The following is a 12,492-nucleotide window of genomic DNA, read 5'->3' as shown; positions in this document are numbered from 1 at the left end:
CGCTGGATTGGGGACCGGCGGCGGCCTGCCACAATGGGTCCGTGATGACGCCACAAAACGTGCCGGGACCCGTCGGGACCGCCACCGGACCCACCCCGGACCCTTTCGTGGACGCCGAGATCGACGCCGTGCCGGCGACAGCGCCCACCGTCGCCGGCAGCCGCCGTGCGCTGGTGTACCTCGGAGTGTGCCTGGTGCTGATCGGGCTGAACCTCCGCACCGTCTTCTCCAGCTTCGCCGCGGTGCTGCCGGAGGTGACTGCTGACGTCGGCCTCCCCGGCTGGGCGGTGGTGGCGCTGACCACGGCGCCGGTGACGCTGCTCGGCGTGTTCGCCCCGCTCGCGCCGCGGCTGGCCCGCCGGTTCGGGGCCGAGCGGGTGCTGCTCGGCGCCATGGCGGTCCTGACGGCAGGGCTGCTGCTGCGTCCGGTGGACGCCCCCGGGGTGGGCCACCTGCCTGCGCTGCTGGCCGGCACGGCCGCCTGCGGGGCCGCGATCTCGTTCTGCAATGTCCTGCTTCCGGGCCTGGTGAAGCGCGACTTTCCGCACCGGCTGGGGCTCATGGGCGGCCTGTACACAACGGCAATTTGCGCTTCCGCGGCCCTCGGCGCGGGCTTCACCTATCCGCTGTTCAGCGCGACCGGGCAATGGACGGCGGCGCTGTGGTTCTGGGCGGTGCCCGCCGGCGTGGTGGTACTGCTGTTCCTGCCGCTGGCCGTCCGGCAGCGCCACGGACGCCAGCACGGCATCGCCGACGGCGTCAACGTCTGGCGCTCAGCCGTCGCGTGGCAGGTGACGGGGTTCATGGTGCTCCAGGCGATGATGTCCTTCAGCGTCTTCGCCTGGCTGGCGCCGATACTCCGAGAACGCGGCGTGGATGGCGGTACGGCCGGACTGATTGTCTCCGTCTCGATCGTGCTGCAGATGCTCGGTTCGCTGTTTGCGCCCGCGCTGGCCGCCCGGCTCCGGGACCAGCGCGCCATCAACGTGACGGTGGCGCTGATGACCGGGGGCGGCTTCGCGTTGAGCATCTTCGGGCCCCTGGACCTAATCTGGCTGTGGACCGGCCTGCTGGGACTGGGCCAGGGCAGCCTGACGGCGGTTGCGCTCACCATGATCATGCTGCGCACCCGTGACGGGCATACCGCCGCGCACCTGTCCGGCATGATGCAGGGGGTGGGATACGGGGTCGGTTCGGTCGGTACCCTGCTGGTCGGGCAGTTGCACCAGGGCACCGGATCCTTCGCCGCGGCGGGCCTGCTGTTCCTCACCGTCGGTTCCCTCGCCGCCGTGTTCGGCTACCGGGCGGGCAAGGACCGCTTCATCGGCTAACCCAACTGACTCGCATTTGATGTCGTTTTGAGGGGTCAAAACGACATCAAATGCGAGTCAGTTGGGGGTACGTGCCCCGTTAGGTGGGCGGGTTTGAGTAGGGGCGGGCGGGCTCGGTGGGCCGGCTCAGCGGGTTCAGAAGCTGAGGTCCTTGCCCTTCGTTTCCGGGATGGTGAAGACGAAGACGGCGGAGACGGCCAGGAGCACCACGGCATAGACGTTGAACAGCTGCGGCATCTGCATGCTGGTGCCGAGCCATTGCTGCAGGTACGGCGCGGTCCCGCCGAACAGCGCCACGCAGATGGAATAGGGAACGCCGACGCCGACGGTGCGGATGCTGGTGGGGAACAGCTCGGCGTACACGGCCGGGACGATCGCCGCGCTCGCGGCGATGAAGATCAGCATGACCGACATGCTGACAGCCAGCTGCCAGGCGGAGTCCTTGAGCAGGGCAGTCATCGGGAAGTGCAGGACGCCTGCCCCGATCGCGCCGGACCACAGCACCTTCTTGCGGCCGATGCGGTCTGCGAGCTTGCCCCAGAAGGGCAGCGCGGCGATGAACACGATGTTGCCCACCACCCCTGCCCACAGCGCTTCGCCGCGGTCGATTTTCAGGGCCGTGGTGGCGTAGCTGGGGGCAACGACACCCCAGATGTAGTAAATGACTGTCAGGCCGACTGTCAGGCCGATGACCTGCACGGCCTGCTTGCGATGCCGGACGATCTGCGGCCAGATCGGTGCCCGTTTCTCCGCCGACGCTTCACCTTCAAAGACATCAGACTCATGCAGCCGGGACCGCATGATGAGTCCGTAGAGCCCCATGACCGCGCCGATCAGGAACGGAAGGCGCCAGCCCCAGGCGTTCATTGCTTCGGTGCTCAGGGCCATGTTCAGCACTGCGCCCAGCAGGGTGCCGAACAGGATCCCCACCGTGCCGGAGGTGTAGATCAGGGTAGCCCAGAACCCCCGGTGTTCCTTGGGCGCCATTTCGGACAGGTACGTCTGCGACGACGGCAGCTCGCCGCCGTGCGCGAGGCCCTGGACCAGCCGCGCCACCAGCAGCATGAAGGACGCCCAGGCGCCCACGGCCGCGAAGGTCGGGGCGATGCCGATCATCAGGCTGCCCACGGACGCGAGCCCCACGGCCAGGGTCATGGACGCCTTCCGGCCGATCCGGTCGCCGATCCAGCCGAACAGGAAGCCGCCAAAGGGGCGGGCGACGAAGCCGACGGCGAAGATTGCCAGGGTGGAGAGCACCGCCGAGGCGGGATCCGATTTGCTGAAGAGCTGGCTGGCGATGAACGGCGTGAACGTGGCGTAGATAGCCCAGTCGTACCATTCGACGGCGTTGCCGATGCCGGTGCCGACGAGCGTCTTGCGGGTCGATGTCCGGGTAGCCGTTGGCTGGGACACGGTTGAAGTCATGGTGTTCTCCCTGGGGATCGGGCTAGGAAAGGGTGGAGGAGGCGGTGATGCCGGAGGGAAGCTTCGCCGCCGCCAGCGTGGCCAGCCGGGACATGGCGAGCTCCGCGTAGAGGGCGGCGCCGTCAGCCAGCACGCCGTCGTCGAACGTGGCGTACGGGGAGTGGTTGAACGCGGTTGCCGTGTGGTCGGCGTCCCGGGGGACGGCGCTCAGGCCGATGAACGTGCCCGGGACTTCTTCGAGGACCCTGGAGAAGTCCTCGGAGCCGCTCAGCGGGGTTGCCCAGCGGGCCAGCCGGGAGTCGCCGAACAGGCTCTCGATGACGTTTTCGGCGGTGCGGGTTTCGTCCTCGTCGGTGATGGTCAGCGGGTACTCCTGCTGGTAGTCGACGTCCACGTCCAGACCGTGCGCCGCCGCGATGCCCTTCAGCAGCCGCGGCACGGTGTCCATCATCTTCTGCCGGGATCCCTCGGAGAAGGTCCTGACCGTGGCTTCGATCCGGGCGGTTTCCGGGATGATGTTGCGCTTGGTGCCAGCCTGGAGGACCCCGACGGACAGGACGACCGGATCGAACATGTTGAACTGGCGGGTGACCATGACCTGCAGGGCGGTGACCATTTCGGCGGCCACCGTCACCGGGTCCTTGGCCGAATGCGGGGCCGAGCCGTGGCCGCCGGCGCCGAGCACGGTGACCACCAGTCCGTCGGACGAGCTGAGCATGACGCCGGGCTTGGTGCAGAACGTGCCGTGCGGTTCCAGCGCGGAAAACACGTGCATGCCGTAGGCGGCGTCAACCCGCCGGCCGGCCGCGTCCAGCACGCCTTCGCGGATCATGTGGCTGGCGCCGTCGAAACCTTCCTCGCCCGGCTGGAACATCAGGACGACGTCGCCGGCCAGCCGGTGCCGCTGTTCGGCCAGCAGCGTCGCGGCACCGGCGAGCATGGAGGTGTGCAGGTCGTGGCCGCAGGCGTGCATGGCGCCGTCGACGGTGGACGTGTACTCCACGCCGGTCTTCTCCTGTACCGGCAGGGCATCCATGTCGGCACGCAGCAGAACGGCGGGGCCGGTGTTCGCGCCGGTTCCGGGCGCCTGGCCGCGCAGCACCGCAGTGATCGACGTCGTCTCGGTGCCCAGGGTGATCTCGTAGCCGAGCCCGTCGAGTTCCTTGAGTACCTTCTCCTGCGTGCGGGGCAGCATCAGGCCGATCTCCGGTTCCCGGTGCAGTTCGTGGCGGAACCGGGCAAGGTCCGCCTGCAGTTCGCGGGCGTCTTCTGTGATGGGCACGTGTACTCCTGGGTTTGTGTGTGGCGCGGGCTGGGCCCGGCTAGGACTTCCTGCGTCTATTCTGGAGTGACCTGAACCACAGTCCGGGAAACGCCTCACAAAATGCATCCAAGGGCCCCTGATGCAGGTTTCGTGCAAAACGACGGGAAGAACAATGGAACTCAGCGAGGATGAGCTTGCGCTGATCAACGTGCTGCAGATTGCCCCGCGTCTGAGCTGGGCGGACGCTGCGGAGGTGCTGGGCGTGCACGCCACCACGCTCGCTGCCCGCTGGGAGCGGCTGCGGGCCGCGGGCATTTCCTGGGTCACCGCCCACCTGATCGGCGACCCCCATCAGATGTGCCTGGCGTTCGTCGCGGTGGATTGCGAGATGCACCGGCGCGAGGAAGTGACCGCCCGGCTTGCCGGGATGCCCGAAATCATCACCGTGGAGGAAGCGGCCAGCCACCGGGATCTGATGCTGACCGTCATCACGGCCTCGCTGGATGATTTCAGCGAGCGGGTGATCTCGCGGCTGAAGGAGATCGACGGCCTGCTCAAATACGAAACCGCGTTGTGCACGCGGCTGCACGCAAGCGGCGGTGCCTGGCGGCTCAACGTGCTGAGCCGCGCGCAGCAGGCGGCCGTGCGGGCACTGGCCGGACCCGAGGCCACCGGAGTGGCCCAGGCCGCCGCCAGGCACGAGCTGCCGGCCAGCCACCTGGCGTTGCTGCCGTTCCTGGCCCGCGACGGGCGGGCCACGGCGGCGGACATTGCCCGCGGACTGGGCAGGCATCCGGCCACCGTCCAGCGGCAGCTCAACCGCGTGCTCGCGAGCGGAATCCTGTCTTTCCGCTGCGAGGTTGCCCAGCGGTATTCGGCCTTTCCCGTGACCTGCCAATGGTTCGTTAACGTCCCCGCCGGCCGGCACGAGTCAGCAGCCGCCGAGCTGAAGACGATGCGGAACGTCCGGCTTAGCGCGTCCACCACCGGTCCGACCAATTTCGTCATCATCATGTGGCTGCAGTCCCTGGCGGACGTCATGACCATCGAGCTGGCGCTGCAGCAGAAGGTGCCGGGGATCGTCCTGGTGGAAAGCGTTGTCATGCTGACCACCGTCAAGCGCGTGGGCTGGATGCTGAACCCGGACTCAAGGGCGAGCGGCGCCGTCGTGGTCCCGGCCCAGAGCCTCGAAGCGGCTGGCTGAGTGCCCGTGCCCCACGCAGAGTCGGCCGCTGAGCCAGAGCCCGGCCAGGAACCCGCCCCGGCGGCGGGCGGCATCTTCCACCGCGACTACCTGCTGGTGACCCTGGGCGCCTGTGCGCTGGTGTTCCTCGCTGCGTTCGAATCGCTGGCGGTCACCACCATCATGCCGTTGGTCAGCCGGGAACTGAATGGTGCTGCCCTCTACGCCCTCGCGTTCGCCGGACCGCTCGCAACTGGCGTCATCGGCATGGTGGCGGCGGGCAACCGCTCGGACCGACGCGGCCCGGTGGGGCCCCTCTACGCGTCCGTGGCGGTGTTTGCCCTGGGTCTGCTGATCGCCGGAACGGCGGGGGCGATGCCGACCCTGGTGGCCGGCCGGCTGGTTCAGGGACTGGGGGGCGGGGCGATGACGGTGGCGCTCTACGTTGTGCTCGCCCGGGTCTATCCGCCCGTGCTGCATCCGAAGATCTTCGCCGCTTTTTCCGCCGCCTGGGTGATTCCCTCCTTGGTGGGTCCCTTCGCTGCCGGTCTTGTGGCACAGCTGGCCAGCTGGCATTGGGTGTTCCTCGGCGTCGTGGGACTGGTGTTGCCGGCCCTGCTGATGATCGCGCCGGCACTGCGCGGACTGCGCGGACTGCGCGGCGCTTCGCGCGGCGCTTCGCCCCGGGGCTCGAAGGAACCCCCGAAGGAACCCGGGCCGGGGGAACCGGGGGAGCCGCGGGAGGCGCGGGAAGGGCCCGCGGCCGGGGCCGGCCGGTCGCCGGGCTACGGCCGGCTGGCCTGGGCTGCGCTCGCGGCGCTCGCCGTGCTCGGCCTGAATCTCTCCGACCGGCTTCCGACCGCGGGCGGAATCGCGGCCGTAGCAGCCGTCACTGTCGCCCTCATCGCCGTCCGACCGCTGGTGCCCCGCGGAACCCTGACCGCCCGGCGCGGCCTCCCCAGTGTCATCCTGACCCGCGGCCTGGCTTCGGCCGCATTCTTTGGCGCCGAGGTCTACCTGCCGTATCTCCTGGTGGAACGCTACGTTTTCTCGCCCACCTTCGCCGGCCTGACCCTCACCGGCGGCGCCGTCGCCTGGGCTGCCGGTTCCGCGGTCCAGGGCCGGCTTGGGAACCGCCTGGATCACCGCCGCGCGGTCCGAATCGGAGCGGCCCTGGTGCTTGGCGCTATTGTCCTGGTGCTGGTGACCACGGTCCTCCACTGGCCCGCCGCCGTCGTGATCGCCGCCTGGGTCTTCGCCGGCGGTGGCATGGGGCTGATGTATGCGCGCCTGAGCGTGATGACCCTGGCCCTGTCCAACAAGCACAACGAGGGCTTCAACAGCTCGGCGATGTCCATCTCCGATTCCCTCGGCGGAGCCCTGGCACTCGCCGGCACGGGGCTCGTGTTCGCGGCCTTCACGGCCACGACGACGGCGGGCGCCGGCGTCGCGCCCTTTGCGGGGGTGTTCGCGCTCACCGCCGTGATCGGCGTCGGGAGCGTGGCGGTCGCGTCCCGGGTGTCGCGGTCGGGTGGGCCGGAAACGAGAGGGCGCCCGCAGATGATAGACTGAGGGAACTTGATGTGCAGTGATGCCCACTTTGGATTCGAATGATCAGCTTTTAGTTGATCAGCCGGATCCCTGCAGGACTCCCCGGAGTCCGGACGCAGCCGGTGGGCTTTATTCATGTGAGAGGCACATCCTGCGTCGATGAACGCGTTCTATTTGGTCCCGGCCGCCCGCAAAATGTTGCGGAAAGCCCGGTTGATCACCTGACTTTTCTTCGGCGAACCCCTGGGCCAACCGGCGCCGGGGGCCGATATCCGCACGGATACCGCCTGAAAGACCTTTGAGACACATGACTACTTTTGCTGCCCTCGGCACGCCCAAGGCCCTCGCCGACACCCTCACCGCCCAGGGGATCCTCGAACCATTCCCCATCCAGGTCAAGACCCTGCCGGACACCCTGGCCGGACGCGACGTCCTGGGCCGCGGCCGCACCGGCTCCGGCAAGACCATCGCTTTCGCCATCCCGCTTGTAGCACGACTCGCTGAGCGGGAAGCCAAGCACTTCCGCAAGCCCGGCCGCCCGATGGGCCTGGTCCTGGCACCGACCCGTGAGCTGGCCACCCAGCTGAACGCCACTATCGAACCGATGGCCACGGCCATGGGCCTGAACACGACCGTTATTTACGGCGGCATTTCCCAGGCCCGCCAGGAAAAGGCGCTGCGCGCCGGCGTCGACATCGTCATCGCCTGCCCGGGCCGCCTCGAGGACCTGATCCGCCAGCGCATCCTGACCCTCGAAGGTGTCGAGATCACCGTCCTGGACGAGGCCGACCACATGGCCGACCTCGGCTTCCTCCCCGTGGTCAAGAAGCTCATGGACATGACCCCCAGCCAGGGCCAGCGCATGCTGTTCTCCGCCACACTGGACAACGGCGTGGACAAGATCGTCCAGCGCTACCTGTCCAACCCGCTCACGCACGCCGTGGACGAATCCCAGGCCGCGGTGACCACCATGGAACACCACGTCCTCGTCGTCAACGACCAGACCGTCAAGAAGCAGCTGATCGTTGAGCTTGCCTCCGGCGCCGGCCGCCGGGTGCTCTTCCTGCGCACCAAGCACCACGCCCGCAAGCTGGCCAAGACCTTGACCGACGCCGGCATCCCCGCCGTCGACCTGCACGGCAACCTGTCGCAGAACGCCCGTGACCGCAACCTCGCCGAGTTCGCCTCCGGCGAGGTCCGCGTCCTGGTCGCCACCGACGTCGCCGCCCGCGGCGTCCACGTCGACGACGTCGAACTGGTCATCCACGTGGATCCGCCCACGGAGCACAAGGCTTACCTGCACCGCTCGGGCCGTACCGCCCGCGCCGGTTCCGACGGCACTGTGGTCACGCTGACCTTGCCGGAGCAGCAGTCCGACGTGAAGAAGCTGATGAAGGCCGCCGGCGTCGACGTCAACTTCGAGCGCGTCACCGCCAACTCGCCGCTGGTCGCCGAACTGGTGGGCGAGATGGCCGACAAGATCGATCCGCGCACCCGCGCCGCGCTGCTCGCCGCCAAAGCCAACCAGGGCGGCGGCAGCTCCACCGGTGCCAACGCCGAGCGCAAGCGCGCCCGTCGCCAGGCTGCACCCACCGCGGGTGGCCGTGGCGGCCGTGGCGGACGCGGACGTGTCGGAGCCGAGGCTCCCCGCACCGATCTTCCCCGTGCGGAGCGTCGCGCCGTGGCCTACGAAGGCCAGGCCGCTGCCCGCAACGCCGCCGAGCGCGTCATCGAACGCAACGAGGACCGGCAGGATGCCGAGCGCGCCGAGCGCCGCAGCGTCCGCGCCCGCTCAACCTCGTATGGCACCCACCGCAACGATGTTCCGGCTTCAGGCGGCCGCGCCGCGGCCGGCCGTGGTTCAGACGGACGCGCCTCGGAGGGGCGCAGCGACGCCCGGGGCGCCTCGGCTCCCCGCAGCGGCGCACCCCGCACCGGGGGTGCCCCCCGCACGGGTGGCGCAACCGGAGGCCAGCGTGGCGGCCGCCCGGCAACGGGCCAGCGTGCAGCTGCCGGGGCCAAGTCCGGTGGAACCAAGGGCGGCGCGAATTCGCCGGTCTGGTCATCCAACACCGGCGGAACTTCGGGGGGGTCCTACGCAGGCGGCGGCAACGGCCGATCCGGCGAAGGTCGTACGGCACGCAGTGGCGGACCCCGCCGGGCTTCCGCACCGGCGTCGAACGAACGTCGCAGCCGCTAATCCCCAACCGTTCCACCATCGAGTGCTCCGAAAACGCCCTTTAGAAGGTTCATAAGGGCGTTTACGGAGCGCTCGATGAGGTTTTTGGGCTTACCAGCCGCGGGCGCGCCACTCCGCCAGGTGCGGGCGTTCCGCACCCAGGGTGGTCGGTTTCCCGTGGCCCGGGTGCACCACGGTGTCATCCGGATACACGTCGAACAGCCGCTCGCTCACATCGGTGATCAGCTGGGCAAACCGTTCCGGATCCTTCTGGGTGTTGCCCACGCCGCCGGGAAACAGCGAGTCCCCGGAGAAGATGTGCGCCGGGCCGTCCGGATCTTGGTACACGAGGGCGATCGAACCCGGGGTGTGTCCGCGCAGATGGACAGCCGTCACGTCGAAGCCGTCGAAGTTGCCGACGTCCCCGTGATCCAGCAGGACATCGACCGGCACCGGAAGTTCCGGGGCATCGTCTGTCCCGGCCGCAGTTTTCACGCCGGTGGCCTCCACCAGGCCCGGCAGCGCGCGGACGTGGTCCCAGTGCTGGTGTGTGGTGGCGACCAGGGCCAGCTTCGGCGTCGCGGCGGTATCCGCGGCGGCGTCGGCGAGCAGCCCTTCGATGGCGGACAGATCGTCGGCCGCATCAATCAGGAGCTGCGCGCCGGAAGCCTTTGCCGTCAGCAGGTACACGTTGTTGTCCATCTCGCTGACCGAAATCCGGCGGATGGTGATGTCACGGAGCGAGTGAATGAGTGAGTCCATGGGCTTCAGTCTAGGACGAGCTATTCACGGCCCTGTGAGACCCAGTTCGGGTTAGCGGAGCGGGAACCGACGACGGCGTCCGCCGCGGCGTCGAGCGTCTCAAGTTGCGTCGGGGTCAGGTTAAGCGCCAGGGCGCCCAGGTTTTCATCGATCCGGGCCGCCTTGCGCGTGCCCGGGATGGGAACCACAGTCAGTCCCATCCTGCTGCCCTGGGCGAGCAGCCAGGCGAGAGCCACCTGGGCCGGCGTCGCGGTGTGTCCGGGACTGCTGAGCTCGGTGGCGACCGTCTGGACCGCGGCGACCACGGCTTGGTTGGCGTCCAGCGCGGATTCGGCGAAGCGGGGGATGTTGCGGCGGAAGTCGTTGCTGCCCAGCTTCGAGGCGTCGACAGTGCCGGTGAGGAATCCCCGGCCCAGCGGCGAGTAGGGCACAAACCCCACGCCCAGTTCGGCGGCCGCCGGAACGACGTTACGTTCCACGTCGCGGCTCCAGATGGACCATTCGCTCTGGACTGCGGCGATCGGGTGGATGCTGCTGGCCTCCCGGAGCTCCGCGGCCGTCACTTCGGACAGGCCAAGGTGCCGCACCTTGCCGGCCTGCACCAGCGCCGCCATGGCCTCCACGGTTTCCACAATCGGAACGCGGAGGTCGCGGCGGTGCATGTAGTACAGGTCAATGGTGTCGGTGCCCAGACGCTTCAGGCTCCGGTCAACGGCCTGCCGCACGTAGCCGGCGTCGCCCCGGATGTCCGAATAGCCGGTCGCCGGTGTCCCCACCAGGCCGAACTTGGTGGCCAGCTGCACCTCGCCGCGGCGGTCCTTTAGCAGCCGCGCGATCAGCTCCTCGTTGCTGCCGCCGCCGTAGATGTCCGCCGTGTCGATGAAGCTGACGCCGGCATCCACCGCATGGTGCAGGGTTGCCAGCGCCTCGGCCGGATCCACGTCCCCGTAGACGGGGGTCAGGGCCATGCCGCCAAATCCCAGCGGACTAACGTTCAAGCCGTCGCCGAGCTGGACTGTTGCTGCCGTCATTTTGGGTCTCCTATCGCTGCCGGAATGGTGCCGTCCCTGCCAAGAACTCCGGCTGGCCGGCTGCTATTCCGACTCTTCTTTCAGGGGCGCCGGGGAGGCTCTCCCCACCTTTGGATCTTGAATGGCGGGTACGACGGCGCGTCCCGGAGGACACGCCGTCGTCGTCCCTCAAAGCTGGGGAGACTCCGAGGGGGCGGCCGGCTCCCGGGCACCAAGCTCGGCGTTCGACGGCGGCAACAGCTTCAGCCCCGCCGCGCAGCCCACGATCCCGGCGATCAGCAGCAGCTTCAGCGGGCTGGCCGGTTCGACGCCGGTGCCCATCGCCCAGCCGACCGTCAGGGCAGCTCCGATCCCGACCCAGACGGCGTAGGCGGTCCCGAGTGGGATGCGCTTCACGGCAAGGCCGAGCCCGGCCAGGCTGAGCACCGCGGTGACGGCAAACACGGCGGTGGGCCAGGGCCGCGAAAATCCGTCCGATTGCCCCAAAGCGGTGGCCCAGACGGCCTCCAGCACGGCGGATACCAGCAGGATGGTCCAGGACGTTGCGACTGACTTCATGGTCACGCCACCAACTTCAGGCCGGCCACGCAGGCCGCGATTCCGGTGAGCAACAGGATCCGCGCTGTGGTGGCGCGCTCGACTTTGGCGATCATCGCGTAGCCGGAGGTCAGGACGACGCCGACCCCCACCCACACGGCATAAGCGGTTCCGGTCGGGATGGACCGCATGGCGATGGCGAGGCCGCCCGTGCTCGCCGTGACGGAAATTAGGAAGACGAGGGCCGGGACCAGCCGGCGGAGGCCCCTGGCTTGGGCGGTTCGGTGCAGCGCGGCCGCCCAAACAGCTTCGAGTGCTCCGGAGAGGACGAGGATTAACCAAGACATGACGGATCCTTTGGCCAGTCTTGTCGCGTGCCGGGTACTGAACCGTCGTCCGGAGGCCGCCGGAACGGGCCTTGCTGCCAGCCTAGCAACGCCGTCCGGGCGAGGCGAGCCGAGGCAGACAGCTGCCCGTCGCTTTCGGCCCACGTAACGCATCCACTGCTCCGAACCCGCCCTTTTGAGGGCTCATAACGGCGCTTGTGGAGCAACCGATGACGGGTCGGGGCGGCCGGGTCTCGGCTAGTCTGCGACCGGGTCGATCGCACGACCGCGAGGAAACCGCGGCCCAGGATTTCCGGTGTGCCGGTGCCTGAGCCGACGACGGCGTCGTACCGGCCGAGCGGCTCACCGCCGCCGGCGTCCGTGTCACCGCCGCCGTTACCGGCGCCGCCGCCCGCACTGACCGTGGCCTGGCCCTGCAGCAGGATGCCGAACTGGCCGGCGAACACCGGGTGGGCGCGCTTCTTCGACAGTTCGATAATGGAGGTGTAGCCCTTGAACGCGCCGGTACGCGTCAAAACGTTCAGCTCGCGGATATCCCCGGTGGGGAGGGCCCCGGCGCTGTCCGCATCGCCGGCAAACCGGAACGGCCGGTATTTCTCCAGGGGGTGCTCGGCGCCGTCCACGGTCAGGAGCAGCAGTTCGCCGTCGACCACGGTGAGTACCCGTTCCATCCCCGGGAAGCTGGGGTAGGGGCCGGCCTTGGCGACCTCCGCGATGCTGATGTGCCAGTCCCAGCCCCCGTCCTGCGGCGTGCCGGGCCGGGCGGCGTCCGGGAAGCTGGCCAGGGCGCGGGTGACCCCGCCGGTGTGCCACGGGCGGGGTTTGAGCTCGGCGAACCGGATGATCTCCATCGCTCCAGCCTAGCCGCCGGGCGTCATCTCG

The 12,492-nt window shown here is 68.9% G+C and carries 10 protein-coding genes, 1 pseudogene and 1 riboswitch; of the genes and pseudogenes, 4 read left to right on the top strand and 7 right to left on the bottom strand.

Annotated elements, in window-relative coordinates; translation table 11 throughout:
- Positions 1–44 precede the first annotated feature (44 nt).
- On the top strand, positions 45–1,331 hold the full coding sequence (locus tag AC1DGI_RS10315) for an MFS transporter (protein ID WP_476898760.1): 1,287 nt from the start codon (positions 45–47) through the stop codon (positions 1,329–1,331).
- Between the two features lie 135 nt (positions 1,332–1,466).
- Here AC1DGI_RS10315 and AC1DGI_RS10310 read toward each other — a convergent pair whose 3' ends face one another.
- Both AC1DGI_RS10310 and AC1DGI_RS10305 read right to left on the bottom strand, forming a co-directional pair.
- Positions 1,467–2,756, bottom strand: coding sequence for an MFS transporter (locus AC1DGI_RS10310; RefSeq protein ID WP_476898721.1), 1,290 nt, complete (start codon positions 2,754–2,756; stop codon positions 1,467–1,469).
- Between the two features lie 22 nt (positions 2,757–2,778).
- Positions 2,779–4,038, bottom strand: coding sequence for a M20 metallopeptidase family protein (locus tag AC1DGI_RS10305; RefSeq protein WP_476898720.1), 1,260 nt, complete (start codon positions 4,036–4,038; stop codon positions 2,779–2,781).
- 154 nt (positions 4,039–4,192) lie between these two features.
- Between AC1DGI_RS10305 and AC1DGI_RS10300 the strand changes: the two genes are divergently transcribed.
- The 3 genes from AC1DGI_RS10300 (at position 4,193) to AC1DGI_RS10290 (ending at position 8,954) form a co-directional block, all read left to right on the top strand.
- Complete coding sequence (locus tag AC1DGI_RS10300) at positions 4,193–5,224, top strand: Lrp/AsnC family transcriptional regulator (protein ID WP_476898719.1); 1,032 nt, start codon at positions 4,193–4,195, stop codon at positions 5,222–5,224.
- 6 nt (positions 5,225–5,230) lie between these two features.
- Positions 5,231–6,775: an MFS transporter gene (locus AC1DGI_RS10295; protein ID WP_476898718.1), complete on the top strand. Its 1,545-nt coding sequence runs from the start codon at positions 5,231–5,233 to the stop codon at positions 6,773–6,775.
- 286 nt (positions 6,776–7,061) lie between these two features.
- Complete coding sequence (locus AC1DGI_RS10290) at positions 7,062–8,954, top strand: DEAD/DEAH box helicase (RefSeq protein WP_476898717.1); 1,893 nt, start codon at positions 7,062–7,064, stop codon at positions 8,952–8,954.
- Positions 8,955–9,044: 90 nt separating this feature from the next.
- On the opposite strand, the gene AC1DGI_RS10285 is transcribed toward AC1DGI_RS10290, so the two are convergent.
- The 5 genes and pseudogenes from AC1DGI_RS10285 to AC1DGI_RS10265 all read right to left on the bottom strand — a co-directional run.
- A complete protein-coding gene (locus tag AC1DGI_RS10285) occupies positions 9,045–9,695 on the bottom strand; it encodes an MBL fold metallo-hydrolase (RefSeq protein WP_441403026.1) in 651 nt (216 codons plus the stop codon).
- Positions 9,696–9,715: 20 nt separating this feature from the next.
- Positions 9,716–10,726: an aldo/keto reductase gene (locus tag AC1DGI_RS10280; RefSeq protein WP_476898716.1), complete on the bottom strand. Its 1,011-nt coding sequence runs from the start codon at positions 10,724–10,726 to the stop codon at positions 9,716–9,718.
- Between the two features lie 168 nt (positions 10,727–10,894).
- Positions 10,895–11,284 carry a DMT family transporter gene (locus AC1DGI_RS10275; protein ID WP_476898715.1) on the bottom strand — a complete coding sequence of 130 codons (390 nt, stop codon included), beginning with the start codon at positions 11,282–11,284 and terminating at the stop codon, positions 10,895–10,897.
- 2 nt (positions 11,285–11,286) lie between these two features.
- Entirely contained in the window at positions 11,287–11,610 is a 324-nt protein-coding gene (locus AC1DGI_RS10270) for a DMT family transporter (RefSeq protein WP_441403028.1), read from the bottom strand.
- 9 nt (positions 11,611–11,619) lie between these two features.
- A riboswitch (guanidine-III (ykkC-III) riboswitch) is annotated at positions 11,620–11,685 on the bottom strand.
- 185 nt (positions 11,686–11,870) lie between these two features.
- A pseudogene (locus AC1DGI_RS10265) lies at positions 11,871–12,461 on the bottom strand (HutD/Ves family protein); the annotation flags it as partial.
- Positions 12,462–12,492 lie beyond the last annotated feature (31 nt).

The organism is Arthrobacter sp. 05N428_2 (genome assembly GCF_056397065.1).
This window is presented reverse-complemented; position numbering and strand designations above follow the sequence as displayed.

What these genes read in the sequence shown, in the direction of transcription:
- AC1DGI_RS10285 (WP_441403026.1), bottom strand. Translation starts at nt 9,695, where the DNA reads ATGGACTCACTCATTCACTCGCTCCGTGACATCACCATCCGCCGGATT.
- AC1DGI_RS10310 (WP_476898721.1), bottom strand. Translation starts at nt 2,756, where the DNA reads ATGACTTCAACCGTGTCCCAGCCAACGGCTACCCGGACATCGACCCGC.
- AC1DGI_RS10280 (WP_476898716.1), bottom strand. Translation starts at nt 10,726, where the DNA reads ATGACGGCAGCAACAGTCCAGCTCGGCGACGGCTTGAACGTTAGTCCG.
- AC1DGI_RS10300 (WP_476898719.1), top strand. Translation starts at nt 4,193, where the DNA reads ATGGAACTCAGCGAGGATGAGCTTGCGCTGATCAACGTGCTGCAGATT.
- AC1DGI_RS10290 (WP_476898717.1), top strand. Translation starts at nt 7,062, where the DNA reads ATGACTACTTTTGCTGCCCTCGGCACGCCCAAGGCCCTCGCCGACACC.
- AC1DGI_RS10270 (WP_441403028.1), bottom strand. Translation starts at nt 11,610, where the DNA reads ATGTCTTGGTTAATCCTCGTCCTCTCCGGAGCACTCGAAGCTGTTTGG.
- AC1DGI_RS10275 (WP_476898715.1), bottom strand. Translation starts at nt 11,284, where the DNA reads ATGAAGTCAGTCGCAACGTCCTGGACCATCCTGCTGGTATCCGCCGTG.
- AC1DGI_RS10315 (WP_476898760.1), top strand. Translation starts at nt 45, where the DNA reads ATGACGCCACAAAACGTGCCGGGACCCGTCGGGACCGCCACCGGACCC.